General features: G+C 45.0%; 16 protein-coding genes. 13 read left to right on the top strand and 3 right to left on the bottom strand.

Features of this window, described 5'->3' with window-relative positions; genetic code table 11:
• Positions 1–2: 2 nt before the first annotated feature.
• The 7 genes from rmuC (at position 3) to tatC (ending at position 6,338) form a co-directional block, all read left to right on the top strand.
• Positions 3–1,535: a DNA recombination protein RmuC gene (gene rmuC / locus AB6D06_RS07135; protein WP_017063049.1), complete on the top strand. Its 1,533-nt coding sequence runs from the start codon at positions 3–5 to the stop codon at positions 1,533–1,535.
• A gap of 65 nt (positions 1,536–1,600) precedes the next feature.
• Entirely contained in the window at positions 1,601–2,380 is a 780-nt protein-coding gene (ubiE, locus tag AB6D06_RS07130) for a bifunctional demethylmenaquinone methyltransferase/2-methoxy-6-polyprenyl-1,4-benzoquinol methylase UbiE (protein ID WP_026012235.1), read from the top strand.
• Between the two features lie 98 nt (positions 2,381–2,478).
• Positions 2,479–3,084: an SCP2 domain-containing protein gene (locus tag AB6D06_RS07125; protein WP_017063051.1), complete on the top strand. Its 606-nt coding sequence runs from the start codon at positions 2,479–2,481 to the stop codon at positions 3,082–3,084.
• Positions 3,081–4,715 (top strand): ubiquinone biosynthesis regulatory protein kinase UbiB, encoded by a 1,635-nt coding sequence (gene ubiB, locus AB6D06_RS07120; protein WP_017065813.1) that lies wholly within the window; start codon positions 3,081–3,083, stop codon positions 4,713–4,715. Before AB6D06_RS07125 ends, ubiB begins: the two co-directional genes overlap by 4 nt.
• Positions 4,716–4,768: 53 nt before the next feature.
• Entirely contained in the window at positions 4,769–5,023 is a 255-nt protein-coding gene (tatA, locus tag AB6D06_RS07115) for a Sec-independent protein translocase subunit TatA (RefSeq protein ID WP_017060154.1), read from the top strand.
• Between the two features lie 3 nt (positions 5,024–5,026).
• Positions 5,027–5,434 (top strand): Sec-independent protein translocase protein TatB, encoded by a 408-nt coding sequence (tatB, locus tag AB6D06_RS07110; protein WP_048612432.1) that lies wholly within the window; start codon positions 5,027–5,029, stop codon positions 5,432–5,434.
• Between the two features lie 148 nt (positions 5,435–5,582).
• Positions 5,583–6,338 (top strand): twin-arginine translocase subunit TatC, encoded by a 756-nt coding sequence (gene tatC, locus AB6D06_RS07105; RefSeq protein WP_017060156.1) that lies wholly within the window; start codon positions 5,583–5,585, stop codon positions 6,336–6,338.
• 288 nt (positions 6,339–6,626) lie between these two features.
• Here the strand turns inward: tatC and AB6D06_RS07100 are convergent, their stop codons facing one another.
• Positions 6,627–7,388, bottom strand: a complete 762-nt coding sequence (locus AB6D06_RS07100; RefSeq protein WP_372058874.1) for a TatD family hydrolase — start codon at positions 7,386–7,388, stop codon at positions 6,627–6,629.
• Positions 7,389–7,596: 208 nt separating this feature from the next.
• Here AB6D06_RS07100 and hemB point away from each other — a divergent pair, with 208 nt between their 5' ends.
• From hemB to polA, 3 genes are all read left to right on the top strand, one after another.
• Positions 7,597–8,640: a porphobilinogen synthase gene (gene hemB, locus AB6D06_RS07095; protein ID WP_017060158.1), complete on the top strand. Its 1,044-nt coding sequence runs from the start codon at positions 7,597–7,599 to the stop codon at positions 8,638–8,640.
• 76 nt (positions 8,641–8,716) lie between these two features.
• Positions 8,717–9,151, top strand: a complete 435-nt coding sequence (locus AB6D06_RS07090) for a GNAT family N-acetyltransferase (RefSeq protein ID WP_372058872.1) — start codon at positions 8,717–8,719, stop codon at positions 9,149–9,151.
• Positions 9,152–9,829: 678 nt separating this feature from the next.
• Entirely contained in the window at positions 9,830–12,628 is a 2,799-nt protein-coding gene (polA, locus tag AB6D06_RS07085) for a DNA polymerase I (RefSeq protein WP_017063055.1), read from the top strand.
• Between the two features lie 506 nt (positions 12,629–13,134).
• Here polA and AB6D06_RS07080 read toward each other — a convergent pair.
• Together AB6D06_RS07080 and yihA are read right to left on the bottom strand one after the other, a co-directional pair.
• Positions 13,135–13,734: a GTP-binding protein gene (locus tag AB6D06_RS07080; protein WP_017060161.1), complete on the bottom strand. Its 600-nt coding sequence runs from the start codon at positions 13,732–13,734 to the stop codon at positions 13,135–13,137.
• 218 nt (positions 13,735–13,952) lie between these two features.
• A complete protein-coding gene (gene yihA / locus AB6D06_RS07075; RefSeq protein ID WP_017060162.1) occupies positions 13,953–14,612 on the bottom strand; it encodes a ribosome biogenesis GTP-binding protein YihA/YsxC in 660 nt (219 codons plus the stop codon).
• A 148-nt stretch (positions 14,613–14,760) separates the two neighbouring features.
• On the opposite strand from yihA, the gene AB6D06_RS07070 reads away from it, so the two are divergent.
• From AB6D06_RS07070 to yihI, 3 genes are all read left to right on the top strand, one after another.
• On the top strand, positions 14,761–15,378 hold the full coding sequence (locus AB6D06_RS07070; protein WP_012602993.1) for a cytochrome c: 618 nt from the start codon (positions 14,761–14,763) through the stop codon (positions 15,376–15,378).
• Positions 15,379–15,935: 557 nt separating this feature from the next.
• Positions 15,936–16,574: a class I SAM-dependent methyltransferase gene (locus tag AB6D06_RS07065; RefSeq protein ID WP_010433503.1), complete on the top strand. Its 639-nt coding sequence runs from the start codon at positions 15,936–15,938 to the stop codon at positions 16,572–16,574.
• Positions 16,574–17,131, top strand: a complete 558-nt coding sequence (gene yihI, locus AB6D06_RS07060) for a Der GTPase-activating protein YihI (protein ID WP_017060163.1) — start codon at positions 16,574–16,576, stop codon at positions 17,129–17,131. The genes AB6D06_RS07065 and yihI overlap by 1 nt, the downstream gene beginning before the upstream one ends.
• The last annotated feature ends 3 nt before the right edge of the window (positions 17,132–17,134 follow it).

Here is a 17,134-nt window from a genome sequence, read left to right as displayed (position 1 = left end):
TCATGCAATGGATTATCGAACATCAGGCAACGCTTATTGCTGCAATTTCTGGCGCGCTCGTCAGCGGCGGTGTCGTGGGTTGGTGGATTAAACAGAAGCTCTCTTTTCAGCAGCGATTGCTCGAGCAGCAGCTAGAGTCCGATCGTTTGTTGCATGAATCTCAGCAAGCTCAGCTCAAAGCATCACTCGCAGAGGCGCAACAAGAGCTCGATGAGTTAGATGATGACCGAGACAAAGCGGCATTCGAGCTCAAGCAGGCGCACGGTAAGGTGATGGCTGCAATGGAAAAACTGCGCTACTTTGAGGCGGTAAAGCAAGAGCGCCAGCAGTACGCTGATGAGATCAATGTGCTTAAAGATCATAAGTCTGAATTAGAAGCCGAGCTGCGCGAGCAAGAAGCAAGGCATGACCAAGAAAACCTCGCCAATAGCGAAAAGCTGCAGTTGCTAGAGCAAGCTGAATCACGACTTAAGCAGCAGTTTGAATTGTTAGCGAACCAACTGTTTGAAACCAAAACCGCCAAGGTCGATCAGCAGAATAAGCAGAGCCTAGAAGGTTTGTTGTCTCCACTAAGAGAGCAGTTGGAAGGCTTTAAGAAACAAGTGAACGACAGCTTCAGCCAAGAAGCCAAAGAGCGTCATACTTTGGTGCATGAGCTTAAAAACCTGCAGCGTCTTAATGAGAGTATGACGCGTGAAGCGGTGAACCTGACTCAAGCGCTAAAGGGTGACAACAAACAACAAGGTAACTGGGGCGAGGTGGTGCTGGCTCGCGTGCTTGCTGAATCAGGACTGCGCGAAGGCCACGAATACCAAACGCAAGTGAACCTGCAAAACGATGCGGGCAAGCGTTATCAACCGGATGTGATTGTGCATCTGCCACAAGACAAGCAAGTGGTGGTCGATTCAAAAATGGCGCTGGTGGCATTTGAACGCTATTTCAATGCCGAAACCGATCAGCAACGCGATGCTGCATTGCGCGATCACTTGGTGTCACTGCGAGCGCACATCAAAGGCTTGAGCCAGAAAGATTATCATCAGCTCAAAGGCATACAGAGTCTGGATTACGTGTTGATGTTTATCCCGGTTGAACCAGCATTCCAAGTGGCGATTCAGGCGGATCCTAGCTTGGTGAAAGACGCGATGGAGCAAAATATCATCTTGGTCAGCCCAACCACTTTGCTGGTGGCACTGCGTACCATTGATAACCTGTGGCGTAACGACAGACAGAACCAGAACGCACAGGTTATCGCAGAACGTGCGAGCAAGCTTTACGACAAGCTGCGCCTGTTTGTTGATGATATGGAAGGCCTTGGCAGCTCACTTGATAGAGCAAACCAAAGTTATCAAGGGGCGATGAATAAGCTAGTCACAGGGCGAGGCAACGTGATTCGTCAGGCCGAAAGCTTCAAGCAATTGGGTGTTGAAGTGAAGAAACCGATCTCGATTGGTTTGGCCGAAATGGCGCAAAATGAGGCTTTTTCAGAAAATGCCTCCTTAGTAGAAAGACAACCCGCTGAGGATAAAGTAAACTAATCGGCCGCAGCGCCTCTAAACACGGAGCGTGCTGTCGATGAGAACTTACCATGGTAGATAACAGCATTATGGACACAAGCGTGCAGACAAATTCAGCAGTAGAGTCAGAAACCACACACTTTGGTTTCGAAACAGTCGCGAAAGACGAAAAAGTCGCGAAAGTAGCAGAGGTATTTCACTCTGTAGCCGCTAAATACGACATCATGAATGACTTAATGTCGGGTGGTGTTCACCGCTTGTGGAAGCGATTCACGATTGATTGCAGTGGCGTTCGCCCTGGTCAGCGTATCCTAGATCTTGGTGGTGGTACTGGCGACCTTACTGCGAAATTCTCGCGTATCGTTGGTGAAAAAGGCCACGTGGTTCTTGCTGATATCAACAACTCAATGCTGAATGTTGGCCGTGATAAGCTGCGTGATAGCGGCATTGTTGGCAACGTACACTACGTACAAGCGAACGCTGAAGAGTTGCCATTCCCAGATAACTACTTCGATTGCATTACCATCAGCTTCTGTCTGCGTAACGTAACCGATAAAGACCAAGCGCTGCGTTCTATGTACCGCGTACTTAAGCCGGGTGGCCGTCTGTTGGTTCTTGAGTTTTCTAAGCCAGTGCTTGAGCCACTATCAAAGGTTTACGACGCATACTCTTTCCACCTGTTGCCAAAAATGGGTGAGTTGATTGCTAACGATGCAGACAGCTACCGTTACCTTGCAGAATCTATTCGTATGCACCCAAATCAAGAGACTTTGGAAGGCATGATGCAAGAAGCGGGCTTTGAAAATACAAAATACTTCAACCTAACGGGCGGCATTGTTGCGCTGCACCGCGGTTACAAGTTCTAGTCGAGCTTGGTAGCAGGCTCGCTGAGCGTGCTAAACAATAAGAATAAAGATAGAACGGATAGGTTAAGGCTTATCCGTTTTCAAAGGTAAGGACAGTCATGCCATTTGATCCATTGGTAACCGCGGTTATTGAAACCTCTTTAAATACTTTCGTGAACGATGATCCAGCACTGGTTCGTCGTTTGTCTCGTTTAAAGGGGCAGATCATTCAAGTCAATTTGAAAGAGTTGAATAAAACACTCACTTTCGTTTTCAGCCAACAGATCGATGTGTTGTCGGAATACGAAGGGCAGCCTGATTGCTACCTATCTTTGAACCTATCGGTACTGCCTGAACTGCGTGAGCAATCGAACATCACCAAGCTGATCAAGCAAGATAAGTTGATCTTAGAGGGTGATATTCAACTGGCTCAGAAATTTGCTCAACTGATGACAGACTGCAAGCCTGATTTGGAAGAGTGGTTATCGCGTGTGACGGGTGATGTGGTTGCGCATACCTTGGTGCAAGGCGTTAAAAACGTCGGTGGCTTTGTAGCAAAACAGGCGACTAAGCATCAAAACCATGTTGCTCAAGTTCTGACTGAAGAGTGGAAGATCGCACCTGCACCGTTAGAAGTTGCGCACTTTTGCGACCAAGTTGATGACGTAAAAAGCTCCGCTGCTCGTCTTGAAGCTAAGTTGAACGCTCTGTTGGAGAAAGCATGACCCCAGCAGAACTGAAACGTCTTTATCATATTATCAAGGTACAGTTGGAATACGGCCTTGATGAGTTGATGCCGGAACACCAACTGACTAAAGCTCCTTTGTTGGCGCGAAAGTCACTGTTTTGGCTTAAGAACAAGCATCAAGATAAAGAGTTGGGTCATCGCTTGCGCCTTGCGCTGCAAGAACTTGGTCCAGTGTGGATCAAGTTTGGACAGATGATGTCGACACGTCGTGATCTGTTCCCTCCTCATATCGCCGATCAGTTGGCGTTGTTGCAAGACCAAGTTGCGCCGTTTGATGGTCAACTGGCGAAGCAAGATATGGAAAAGGCGTTGGGTGGCAGTTTAGACAACTGGTTTACCGACTTTGATATCGAGCCACTGGCTTCTGCTTCTATCGCTCAGGTGCATACCGCAAAGCTTAAAGAGAGCGGTCGTGAGATTGTTCTGAAGGTCATTCGACCTGATATTCGCCCGGTGATTGACGCAGATCTAAAACTGATGCACCGAATGGCGCGTATAGTCGCTAAGTCGCTTCCTGAAGCACGTCGTTTGAAACCGGTTGAAGTGGTTCACGAGTACGAGAAAACGTTACTTGATGAACTCGACCTGCGCCGTGAGGCGGCCAATGCCATTCAACTGCGACGTAATTTTGAAGGCAGTGAAGAGCTGTATGTTCCAGAGGTTATCCCTGATCTAAGCAGCGAAACCCTGATGGTGTCAGAGCGAATCTATGGTATTCAAGTCTCCGATATTGAGACGCTAGAAGCCAACGGCACCAACATGAAATTGCTCGCGGAACGCGGTGTGACGGTATTCTTCACCCAAGTATTCCGAGATAGCTTTTTCCATGCAGACATGCACCCGGGCAACGTATTTGTTAACCCAGAGAATCCAGATAACCCTCAGTGGATTGGTTTGGATTGTGGCATTGTTGGTACGCTCAATAGCGAAGATAAGCGCTATTTAGCAGAGAACTTGTTGGCTTTCTTCAATCGAGATTACCGTAAAGTTGCTGAGCTACACGTTGATTCGGGGTGGGTGCCACACGACACTAACGTCAATGATTTTGAGTTCGCGATCCGTATGGTGTGTGAGCCAATCTTTGCAAAACCACTTGGCGAGATCTCATTTGGCCATGTGTTGCTAAACTTATTTAATACAGCAAGACGTTTCAACATGGAGGTTCAACCTCAGTTGGTGCTTCTGCAAAAGACCTTGTTGTATGTCGAAGGCCTAGGCCGTCAGCTGTATCCGCAACTTGATTTGTGGGCAACGGCGAAGCCTTTCCTTGAAACCTGGATGATGAATCAGGTGGGGCCGCAAGCTGTGATCAACGCAGTAAAAGAGCGTGCGCCATTCTGGGCAGAAAAACTGCCAGAGCTGCCAGAGCTACTTTATGACAGCTTGCGCCAAGGTAAAGCGATGAACCACAGAATGGATCAGCTTTATCAAGGTTACCGAGATAGTAAGCGTCAGCAAGCAACTGGAAAGTTTTTGTTTGGCGTTGGAGCCACTTTAGTCGTATGCTCCGCAATATTAGTTTCAAGCCCTTATGAGCAGCTATCTATGGGCTGTGGCATCGCAGGTGTCACATTTTGGTTGCTTAGTTGGCGAGCTTACCGTCGTTAGACAGTAGACTCTCTTAATATTTTTATGTGTAGACAGACCCGAGGACAATGACAATGGGTGGTATCAGTATTTGGCAACTTCTAATCATTGCTGTAATTGTAATTTTGCTATTCGGAACAAAGAAACTGCGCGGTATGGGTGGTGACTTAGGTTCAGCGGTTAAAGGCTTCAAAAAAGCGATGAGCGATGAAGACAAGCCTGCAGATAAGAAAGATGCAGACTTCGAACCAAAGAATATTGAACAGCAGAAGACAGAAGCTCACGCTGAAACAACTGCTGAAACAAAGAAAGACAAAGAGCAGGCGTAAATCGTGTTTGATATCGGTTTTTGGGAACTGGTATTAATATCTGTCGTTGGGTTAGTGGTTTTAGGACCTGAGCGTTTGCCCGTGGCGATTCGCAGTATTTCCAAGTTTGTTGGACAAGCGAAAAGCATGGCAAATAGTGTGAAAGATGAACTTTCTCATGAGCTTAAGGTGCAAGAGCTGCAAGAAAACCTACGCAAGGCGGAAAAAATGGGTATGGAAGATTTATCTCCAGACCTTAAAGCGTCAGTCGATGAACTCAAGCAGGCCGCTGCTGAGGTTCAACGTCCGTATGCTAAGCCTGAGTCTGATAAGCCAAGTGAGACTAAACCTAGTGTCACGGAAACTGTGGAATCTGAAACCATTCAGGTCAACAGCGAAGCTTCAGCACCGTCAGATAAGAAAGCCGAATAGTCTCGCAAGGAGGAGTCGCCGGATACTTGAGTCGCTAGATGTTTAAATAGATAGCTATTCAAGTAAATAACTATTCAAGTGGATACCAATTCAACTGGATAGATACACGCGCGGCTCCTTTTCGATCTTCCTGTTTAAGAGGTTTGACATGTCTTCGACTGAGCAGACACAGCCTTTAATTAGCCACCTTCTAGAACTACGTAATCGCCTACTACGTGCGATTGTCGCGGTGCTAGTGATATTTGTCGGGCTAATTTATTTTGCTAATGATATTTATGAATTCGTATCAGCACCTTTGGTAGATCGTCTACCTGAAGGGGCGACGATGATCGCAACCGATGTTGCATCGCCATTTTTCACACCGCTGAAATTAACCTTGATCGCGTCTATATTCCTCGCGGTTCCGTTTATTTTGTATCAGGTGTGGGCTTTTGTTGCTCCGGGTTTATACAAGCATGAAAAACGCTTGATCATGCCGCTATTGGCTTCAAGTTCATTGCTGTTTTACTGTGGTGTGGCGTTCGCTTACTTTATTGTATTCCCGTTGGTATTTGGCTTTTTTACGGCCATATCATTAGGGGGAGTAGAGTTCGCAACCGACATCTCAAGCTATCTTGATTTTGTACTCGCGCTGTTCTTTGCTTTTGGTATTGCCTTTGAAGTGCCTGTTGCGATTATCTTGTTGTGTTGGACGGGGGCAACAACGCCTCAATCTCTGTCTGAAAAGCGTCCTTACATTGTGGTGGGTGCTTTCATCATCGGTATGATGCTGACACCACCAGATATGATCTCGCAAACACTGTTGGCGATTCCAATGTGTATTCTGTTTGAGATTGGTCTGTTTTTCGCACGCTTTTATACGCGTAAGCCAGATGCGGATGAAGAGGAAGAAGCTGAATCTTGATTCGGAATGCTTCAGTAAAAATCACATAATAAAAAAGCGGCCTAGGGCCGCTTTTTTATTATGTCTGTTTATCGAATCTTTAACTGATAGCCACAGTTCTGACATATATAGAGCTCTTTGATGCCCAAAATTTTATGCCATAGGGTTCGATGTTGACGTTGTAAGTGTTGTGAATGGTCACACATAATCAACTACCTCCATATGCAGGTGGTTGATACTATACATGTCACTTAGCTTTCTCAAATAAATTCAGGAAAAATCCGTAATAATTACTTATTAATAGATTTGTCATAAATTAAACAATGCCTTAGCATTTTTGGTGGTTATGTTTTCGACTTCTTCAAGGGTAATTCCGCGTAATTCGGCGATGCGTTTTGCTACTAATTCTGTGTAGGCTGGTTCATTGCGTTTACCGCGATTCGGTGTTGGTGCCAAGTATGGGCAATCTGTCTCTAGAATGACGTAATCCATATCGAGATGTGGGATCACCTTGTCCATCCCAGAGTTCTTAAAGGTCGAAACGCCGCCTAAACCTAAATGAAAGCCTAGCTCGTTGATCGCTTGAGCTTCCTCTAAGCTGCTACCAAAGCAGTGGAATACCCCGCGTAAGCTGCCATCTTGTTCTTTACGAAGTAGGGCAAGTGTCTCTTCAATGGAATCACGAGTGTGGATCACCACAGGTAGATCAAGCTCTTTTGCCCACTGCAGTTGAGTCACAAACGCCATCTCTTGTTCAGCCTTGAAGGTTTTATCCCAGTACAAGTCGATACCAATCTCACCCACGGCGATAAAGTCATGCTTATCAAACCAAGCTCGAATGGTTTTGAGGGTTTGCTCGATATTCGCATCCACATAACAAGGGTGTAAGCCCATCATTGAATGGCACACATCAGGAAACTGCGCTTCCGTTGCTAACATTGGTTCGATAGATTCTAAATCGATGTTCGGCAATAGAATGGTATCAATCCCTTGAGCCAGTGCGCGCTGCACAACTTGTTCGCGGTCTTCATCGAATTCGCTAGCGTAAATATGAGCATGGGTGTCGATCATTGTTTTGTCCTGAAAGCGGTCTTTACTGAGTTGTCATGAGTATACGGCAGTGTGAGGAGAAGGTCATTTTTTGCCATTTATCCCTATTTTTGAGTGGGTTTCATATTTTACTGCTAGCGTCCTGAGCCATCAGTGATATGCTTTTGCCTGTATTTAGCACTTTTCATATCTAAGTATTTCGGTGCTTAGACTAGGCAAGGAGAATCTAGTGTCTGTTTCAATTCAAGGTCAATTCCCAGGTCGCCGTATGCGCCGTATGCGTAAGCACGACTTTAGCCGTCGCCTAATGGCAGAAAATCAATTGTCTGTGGATGATCTAATCTACCCAATGTTTATCCTGATGGGTAAAGACCGCCGCGAGCCTGTCGAGTCAATGCCAGGTGTTGAACGCTTGTCGATCGACTACATGCTTGAGGAAGCAGATTACCTGTCAAAGCTGGGTGTTCCTGCGATTGCTCTATTTCCAGTCGTGAACCAAGATGCTAAAAGTTTATGCGCAGCTGAAGCTCATAACTCAGAAGGTTTGGTGCAGCGCGCTGTACGTTTACTAAAAGAGCATGTGCCAAACATTGGCGTTATTACTGACGTAGCACTAGACCCGTTCACCACTCACGGCCAAGACGGCATCATCGATGAAGATGGTTACGTGATGAATGACGAGACGACTGAAGTCTTGATCAAGCAAGCATTATCACACGCTGAAGCGGGTGCTGACGTAGTTGCCCCATCGGATATGATGGATGGTCGCATTGGTAAGATCCGTGAAGCGTTAGAAGAAGCGGGCCATATTCATACTCAGATTATGGCGTACTCTGCAAAATATGCATCGTGCTACTACGGCCCATTCCGTGATGCAGTTGGCAGTGCTTCGAACCTGAAAGGTGGTAACAAGAAGAACTACCAGATGGATCCAGCCAACAGCGATGAAGCGATTCATGAAGTCGCGATGGATCTTAATGAAGGTGCGGACATGGTGATGGTGAAACCAGGCATGCCTTACCTTGATATTGTTCGTCGTGTTAAGCACGAACTGCAAGCGCCTACGTTTGCTTACCAAGTATCTGGTGAATACGCGATGCACAAAGCGGCGATTCAAAACGGCTGGCTGAAAGAGCGCGAAACCGTCATGGAATCACTGTTGTGCTTTAAGCGTGCTGGCGCTGATGGCATTCTTACTTACTTCGCTAAAGATGTCGCAGAGTGGCTTGCTGAAGATAACGCACAAGCTGCTGAGCATTTAAAAGAAAAGTAACCGTGTAGATCTCACTTAAGTGATCAGTAAAGGGTTGGCCATTGTGCCAGCCCTTTCGTTTATAAGGATGAATAAGATGTCAGTTGTCGTACGTGAAGGTTCTTTAGAAGAAGTGGTGTCTGTGGTCGAGCAGATCTCTGAGTTCGCTAAAAAAGAGAGTGTCGCTTCTCTGTCAGAGCGGCTGGCAGGGAAAAAGAGCCTTATCTTAGTGGCTGAAGAAGCTGGCGTGTTGCTTGGCTTTAAGATCGGCTATGAATTGGATCAAGATACTTTTTACAGCTGGTTTGGTGGCGTGTCACCGCTCGCGAGGAACAAAGGCGTTGCACAGGCGCAATTAGACGTTCAGGAACAGTGGGCGAAAGAGCAGGGCTACAGACAGTTAAAGGTTAAGTCTCGTAACCAGTTCCCTGCAATGTTGCGCCTGTTATTGAGAAACGGTTACCTAATCGAAAGATTTGAAGAAAAAGAAGACATTAATGCCCATAGAATCCATTTTTTGAAGCAAATTTGAGCACTGCTGTTAACGGTTTATAAATTAAATGAGATTTATTATCATTTAAGTGTTGACTATTAAATGAGAATCATTATTATTAACTTTGTCTTAGGGAATGAGGAAATGTTCACAAGGATGTTAAGTACTCAAGTATCTACTTGGTTACCCAACAGAATTCTCGCGAACTTGTACTAAGTTCTTTTTGACACGACATTGCTCACATTGCTTCCAGTGTAATTTATAGCTTTTAGGTAAAGCTGTGGTATTCAATTTGAATGGCTTTACCGGTTTTTGCTAGGCGACATCTTCGGGTGTCGCTTTTTTTATACCTTCATTTCAACAAGATGCATATTTAGTGGCACATATTTTTATGAATAAAACGGCATCAGTATTCTTTTCCACAACGCAAGATCGTAAAAAGATCGTTGATCATATGTTCGATCTGTAATTTTATTCTTTATTTTCATGTGCTTATTGTTGTTTTGTTGCTTGTTGTGCTTAGTTTTCAACAAGGTGGATAAATAATATAAACAGAGTTATCCACAGAACGCTTGCGTCTAAGAACAAAAAATAACAACAAATCGATTATATCGAACACAACCGAGTGAACGGATACAGATCGACAACGTGGAATCCAACCAACAGACGTGGCATTCTTAACAGATAATTTCTGTACTTACTGGATACACAAACATTATGGCTCGTATTCCTGATAATCCATTGATTCTGATCGATGGCTCTTCTTACCTATATCGCGCGTTTCATGCTTACCCTGGCACCATGAGCAATGGTGATATCCCGACTAACGCGGTTTACGGTGTAGTTAACATGCTGCGCAGCATGATGCGTCAATTTGCTTCTGATCGTATTGCGGTTATTTTTGATGCAAAAGGAAAGACGTTCCGTGATGACATGTACCCAGAGTACAAGGCTAATCGTCCACCTATGCCGGATGATCTACGTTGTCAGATCGAACCTTTGCACAACGTGATTCGCGCAATGGGTCTACCACTTATCTCGATCCCAGGCGTTGAAGCGGATGATGTGATTGGTACGCTAGCTTCTCAAGCATCTAAAGCGGGCATGCCGGTTTTGATCAGTACTGGCGATAAAGATATGGCGCAGCTGGTTGATGACAACGTTACTTTGATCAACACCATGACCAACGTGGTTATGGATCGCGAAGGCGTGATAGAGAAGTTTGGCATCCCACCTGAGCTGATTATCGACTACCTTGCACTGATGGGCGATAAAGTGGATAACATTCCTGGCGTTCCAGGTGTTGGTGACAAAACAGCAACTGCTCTACTACAAGGCATTGGTAGCATCGAAAAGCTGTATCAAAACCTGGATGATATTGCCGCTCTTGGCTTCCGTGGTTCAAAAACCATGGCTAAGAAGCTGATTGATAATAAAGACAACGCTGAGATGTCTTACGAGCTTGCAACGATCAAACTGGACGTCGAGTTAGAAGAGACACCTGAGTCGCTTGTAAAAGCACAACCAAATACGGATGAGCTGATTAAGCTATACGGTCAACTGGTCTTCAAATCTTGGTTGAACGAGCTACTTGAAGGCGGCAGCGGTGTGGTTGAGGCGGATGAGAAGTCGGGTGCAGTGCGCAGCAGCACGGCATCAACCACTTCTACCGTAGAAATGAACACCTCTGCAGTGACGATTGATCGCAGCAACTACGAAACCATCTTAGATGAAGCCTCTTTTAATGCGTGGCTAGAGAAACTGAAAGCGTCAGAGGTGTTTGCCTTTGATACTGAAACAGATAGCTTGGACTACATGGTGGCTAACCTTGTTGGTCTATCATTCGCAACCGAAGAAGGCGTTGCCGCTTACGTACCGGTTGCCCATGATTACCTAGATGCACCTCAACAACTGGATCGTGATTGGGTACTTGAACAGCTTAAGCCGATTCTTGAAGATGACGCACAGGCTAAAGTCGGTCAAAACCTGAAGTACGATATGAGCGTTTTAGCGCGCTACGGTATCGAGATGAAAGGCATCAAGCACGACACCATGCTAGCGTCTTATGTTTTTAATAGCGTTGGCGGCAAGCATGATATGGATAGCCTAGCGCTGCGTTTCCTTCAGCACAGCTGCATCTCATTTGAGCAAATCGCAGGTAAAGGTAAGAAGCAGCTTACTTTCAACCAGATTGAGCTGGGTGAGGCGTCTCCATACGCTGCAGAAGATGCGGACGTCACGCTACGTCTTCATAACCGTTTAATGGAAAACATCGAGCAAGACGAAAAGCTAAAAGCGATTTATGAAGAGATCGAAGTACCACTGATTCCAGTGATGTCTCGTATTGAACGCACAGGTGTATTCATCGACGACATGTTGCTAGGCGCTCAATCGCAAGAGATTGCGGTTCGTCTTGATGAGCTAGAGCAGAAAGCTTACGAGATTGCAGAGCAAGAGTTCAACATGAACTCACCAAAACAGCTGCAAGCGATCCTTTTTGAAAAAATGGGCTTGCCTGTTATCAAGAAAACGCCATCAGGTGCACCTTCAACCAACGAAGAAGTGCTGCAAGAGCTGGCTCTTGATTACCCGCTACCTAAGCTGATCATTGAGTATCGTGGCCTTGCGAAACTCAAGTCTACCTACACAGATAAACTGCCGAAGATGATCAACGCTGAAACGGGTCGCGTTCATACGTCTTATCACCAAGCGGTGACAGCAACGGGTCGTTTGTCTTCAACAGATCCAAACCTACAGAACATCCCAATTCGTAATGAAGAAGGTCGTCGTATCCGCCAAGCATTCGTTGCACAACATGGCTGGAAGATTCTAGCGGTCGATTACTCTCAAATTGAATTGCGTATCATGGCGCACCTTTCGGGTGATAAAGCGCTTCTGGAAGCATTCCAACAAGGCAAAGATATCCACGCGGCAACGGCTGCTGAGATCATTGGTGTTGATATTGAGAGTGTGACCACTGAACAACGTCGTCGTGCTAAAGCCGTTAACTTCGGTCTTATCTACGGTATGAGTGCCTTTGGCTTGGCTAAGCAACTGGGTATTCCTCGTGGCGAAGCACAGCACTACATGGACACTTACTTCGAGCGTTACCCTGGCGTAATGCAGTATATGGAAGACACGCGCAGTGCTGCTTCAGAGCAAGGCTTCGTTGAAACCATTTACGGTCGTCGACTGCACCTTCCTGAGATTCAATCTCGTAATGGCATGCGTCGTAAAGCTGCTGAACGCGCGGCGATCAATGCGCCAATGCAAGGCACAGCAGCGGACATCATTAAGAAAGCGATGTTGTTGGTGGATGAGTGGATTCAAGCGGAAGGCGATGGTCGTGTAAAACTGCTTATGCAGGTACACGATGAATTGGTGTTTGAAGTGGAAGAGTCATCTTTAGCCGAAATTGAAAGTAAAGTACAAGAATTGATGGAATCCGCTGCAGAGCTAGAAGTGCCGCTTGTCGCGGAAGCTGGCCACGGTGACAACTGGGATCAAGCCCACTAATCAGTTTTTGACCTTAATAAGCAAATTAGTATGAGCCAGTGCACAAACACTGGCTTTTTTTTGTCTCAAATAAAGTTAAGTCGTAATAAGAATTTAGGTGTTTTAATAAAACATTCATGAAAAAAAACTACAAAAGTTGTTTTCATTTCTGAGCAATTGTTGTACATTAAATCTCGTAGGGTACAGAGGTAAGATGTTCTATCTTTCAGACCTTTTGTTTCACGTTATTGGATTAGGCTGATTCAGCCGCCCCAGTCAGTATTTGACTGGGGCGTTTTTTCTTGTGCGAAAGAAAAATATTTCCAACCTATCATTCCCCCGTAAACCTCTCATTTTTAGTGCCTTTTATTACACTTTCTCAAGCACAGTGATAAACCCCTGATTTGCCTTAGATCTGAAATTCGATCAGCTTTTGGTAATTTAAATCCGTCTCTAAGTCGATTGTTTTATCACTTGAAATAACTTTTATTTTACAAGTTATCGATAAAGGATTGATGGATCACGCCTTATTTATCAGTGTATTGAGTCGGTGAATGCTCAATGTAATCCATGATTTTCTGTTGTTTCTCGGTGCTATATTTCAGAGCTTCGGCGGTGATCTGGATGGATTGCGCCATTGAAGAGATATTGTTGGTCGCTTTTACCAAGGTTTGCTGCATTGGTTTCAGGATAAGCAGATAGATAGCGGTCAAAGCTATAATAATGACAGCGATAACGGCCGCCAGCGCAATGATGATCTTGGTCTGAATGTCATCCAACAGCATTTGACTGGTTTGTTTAAAGGCGAGTCGAGATTGGTCTAAGGCTTGTGGCAGTTGATTGAGTGATGTCTTGGTGGAGCTCGCAAGCTTATTGATACTTTCAACGGTTTGATTGAGGGCTTGTTGCTGGTCGTCGCTTAGGTTGGGGTTGTTGACTATCGCCTGCAAAGATTGCGATATCACCTCAAGAGACTCACTCGCATCTTGGGCGTACTTTTCCATGCCATCTAGGTCTAAGGTCATATCGACATTGATCAGTGGGGCTTGTTCTTGTTCTGCTTCAGAGGCAAACCCTGTCAGTGAGACCAACATAAGTGCAATGATGGCCAATGGTGTTTTCCACATGAGTATTCCTTTCTCATTGTTCTGATTATTTAGATGTGTCTTTTAGTATGGTTCACTTCTATTGGTTTTAGTGGCTAAATCCGATTTTTAACACTAAAAACTTATGCTTAACTCACTCATTTTTGGGCAAAAAAATACCCCACCTATATAAGGAGGGGCATTGATAAGGCTAAATCACGTGTTGTAAGTGCTCTAACCTATAGCGATAAGTAGAGGAACTACTCTGAGTCGTTGTGCTCTTCGTCTGCTAACTCATCAATGATTTGATCAGCAAGCGCAGGCGCAAACCACTCATCCATCTTGGCACGCAGTTGGTCAACGCCGATGCCCTTCATTGAAGAGAAGACATCAACCGCAACATCACCACCGAAAGATTTTGCATCGTTACGGATTTTCAGTAGCTGTGCTTTACGCGCACCACTTTTCAGTTTGTCTGCTTTTGTTAACAAAACCTGTACTGGGATGCGGCTATCGATAGCCCAGTAGATCATTTGTTGGTCAAGGTCTTTCATTGGGTGACGGATATCCATCAATACCACTAAACCTTTCAGGCTTTCACGTCGTTGTAGGTATTCACCTAGCGACTTCTGCCATTTTTTCTTCATCTCAAGTGGTACTTGAGCAAAGCCATATCCAGGTAAATCGACGATATGACAACCGTCCGTTACCTTAAATAGGTTGATTAGCTGAGTTCGACCGGGTGTTTTACTGGTTTTCGCCAAGCTTTTTTGGTTTGTAACGCGATTTAGCGCGCTAGATTTACCAGCATTGGAGCGTCCTGCAAACGCAATTTCGATCCCTTCGTCTTCTGGTAAATGACGAATATCAGGTGCACTGGTAATGAAATGCGTGTTTTGATAATGAATTTTTACGCTCACTGTTAACTCCATCTCGACTTTGTGTAGTCGATTGATTACTTTTTTGTGAATTTGTGTAAAATAACCGTGCTCGGCATAAGGTCGCCTATTGTACCATGAGTGGCAACATAGAGTGGTACTGGAAGCTTGATAATTATAATGGAATGTCATGAAGAAATTAGCGCTAATTTTGAGTCTTTTAGCCAGCTGCTCAGTATGGGCTCAAGGTAGTATTGAAGCTGGTAAAGCCAAATCACAAACATGTGTTGCCTGCCACGGTGCTGACGGCAACAGCCTGATCACTCAGTACCCTAAGCTGGCTGGTCAACATGAGAAGTATCTAGAGAAGCAGTTAAAAGAGCTTAAGCTAGGTATGACAAGTGGTGGTAAGCAAGGTCGTTACGAACCTGTAATGGGTGCAATGGCGATGCCTTTATCTGAAGAAGATATGGCTGACCTAGCGGCATACTACGCCTCTCTACCTATCTCTAGTAACTCTACTCCTGAAAATGTAGTAGATGAAGGTAAGGTTCTTTACACAGCGGGTAACGCAGAACGCGGCGTAACGGCGTGTATTGCTTGTCATGGCCCTCGTGGTAATGGTACCGAACTTTCTGGTTTCCCTAAGATTTCAGGTCAGCACGCAGATTACATCAAGGCTCAACTTGAAAAATTCCGCGATGGTGACCGTAATAACGACATGAATGCGATGATGCGTGATGTAGCTAAAAAGTTAACAGACGCTGATATTGATACCTTATCGAAGTACGTTGGTGGTTTACACTAATTTGTCGGTTTCTTGCTCTTAGCCAGAGTAAAGGAATGTACGTTCGAGCGAGATTGAAGAGACGCCCCGATCAGTAATGGTCGGGGCGTTTTCTTTTGTATTGGTTTTATTAATGCGTTTTGTGTTTATGTCTGATTTATCAATGTGTGATCGATTTGTGTACAAAAGTGTGAAGTCGCACTCTTGTAGTCTTTTTGTAACACGGTAAAGTAACCGCCATCAGCTAGGAGCTGACTTAGATATGGATGATCATCTAGTCTAACGGTATAGACAGAAATGGATCAGGCTAGGACAGCCCAGCAACAAGGTGTTAGAAAAGGATAGCCAAAACTCATCAGGACGATGAACAACAAACAAATTTGGCATGGAAAGCACCAATAACAAATGGAGATTTGTGTACCAAGTTGAGTATGCAAATTTTGGCCGATATAGGCAGATTTAGAGAGCGATAGGTTTTCCTATCGCTTTTTTTATTGATTTGATGAAAAAACACCCAATACCTCTCCACTATAAACTCAGTTTCTGGTATGTTTCGCATCCCTGTTTAAGGATGTGCTATGTATACTTGTCCCTTATGCCATCACCAAGGCGTGAATCACTATTTTGAAGACAAACGCAGAGCCTATCTGCAGTGTCAGCAATGTGAACTGGTATTTGTTAAACCTGAACAAAGGTTAGAAGCAAAAGAAGAAAAAGCACACTATGATCTCCATGAGAACGATCCTAGTGATGCAGGCTATCGCCGCTTTTTATCTCGCATCGCGGATCCACTAACAGACAAAATTTCATCTAACTCACACGGGTTGGATTTTGGTTGTGGCCCAGGCCCTACGCTATCTATTATGTTAGAAGAAGCCGGACACACCATGGAGTTGTACGATATCTATTACCACCCAGAACCCTCTGTGTTGGAAAAAACGTATGACTTTATGACTGCCACGGAGGTGATAGAGCATCTTTATCACCCAGACAAAGTGTGGCAGCAATGGTTGAATTTAGTTAAACCCAAGGGCTGGATTGGTCTTATGACTAAACTAGTAATAGACGTAGACGCGTTTGCTGGTTGGCACTACAAGAATGACCCGACACATGTCGTCTTCTTTAGTCGTCAAACATTCCAGTTTTTGGCAGAGCGGGATAAGCTCGAACTAGAATTTTTTGGAAATGATGTAATTTTACTGAGGAAAGTGCAGTAATGGGTCGTAGTAAGAAATCAAGAAAGCCGGGAGCACTTGGCGCTCCGGAGCCTATGGTTACTCGTAACCGTAGTGAATCTGATGTTGAAGGTCGTGAACGTAAGCGTGTTAAAAAGCGTAAAGGCCTTAAGTCTGGCAGCCGTCACTCAGATGGTAGCGAAGCAAAACAGCGTAAAGCTGCACAAGCTCGTGATCCACGTTTAGGCAGCAAGAAAAAAATTCCGCTGATCGTTGAACCAGCGAAGAAGCCGACTAAACAAGAGCGCAAGCTATCTAACGAACAAGAGTTAGAGATGCTTGAGAATGACGCTCAACTGAACACACTCCTAGATCGTATCGAAAATGGTGAAAACCTAGGTGCTGGTCTACAGAAGTTTGTTGATGAGAAACTTGATCGTATCGAACACCTAATGGGACGCTTAGGTCTACTAGAGCCAGAAGACGATGAAGAAGAGATCTTCGAAGAAGCACCGGTTGCCTCTAAGAAGAAAGCGAGCTCTGACGAAGACTTGCTATCTCAATTCGAAGATTTCGATTTAGACAGCTTTAAAGGTTAATAG

Origin of the sequence: Vibrio sp. 10N.239.311.G01, assembly GCF_041465805.1 — a bacterium.
In the GTDB taxonomy this organism is placed as follows: Bacteria; Pseudomonadota; Gammaproteobacteria; order Enterobacterales; family Vibrionaceae; genus Vibrio; species Vibrio crassostreae_C.
This window is presented reverse-complemented; position numbering and strand designations above follow the sequence as displayed.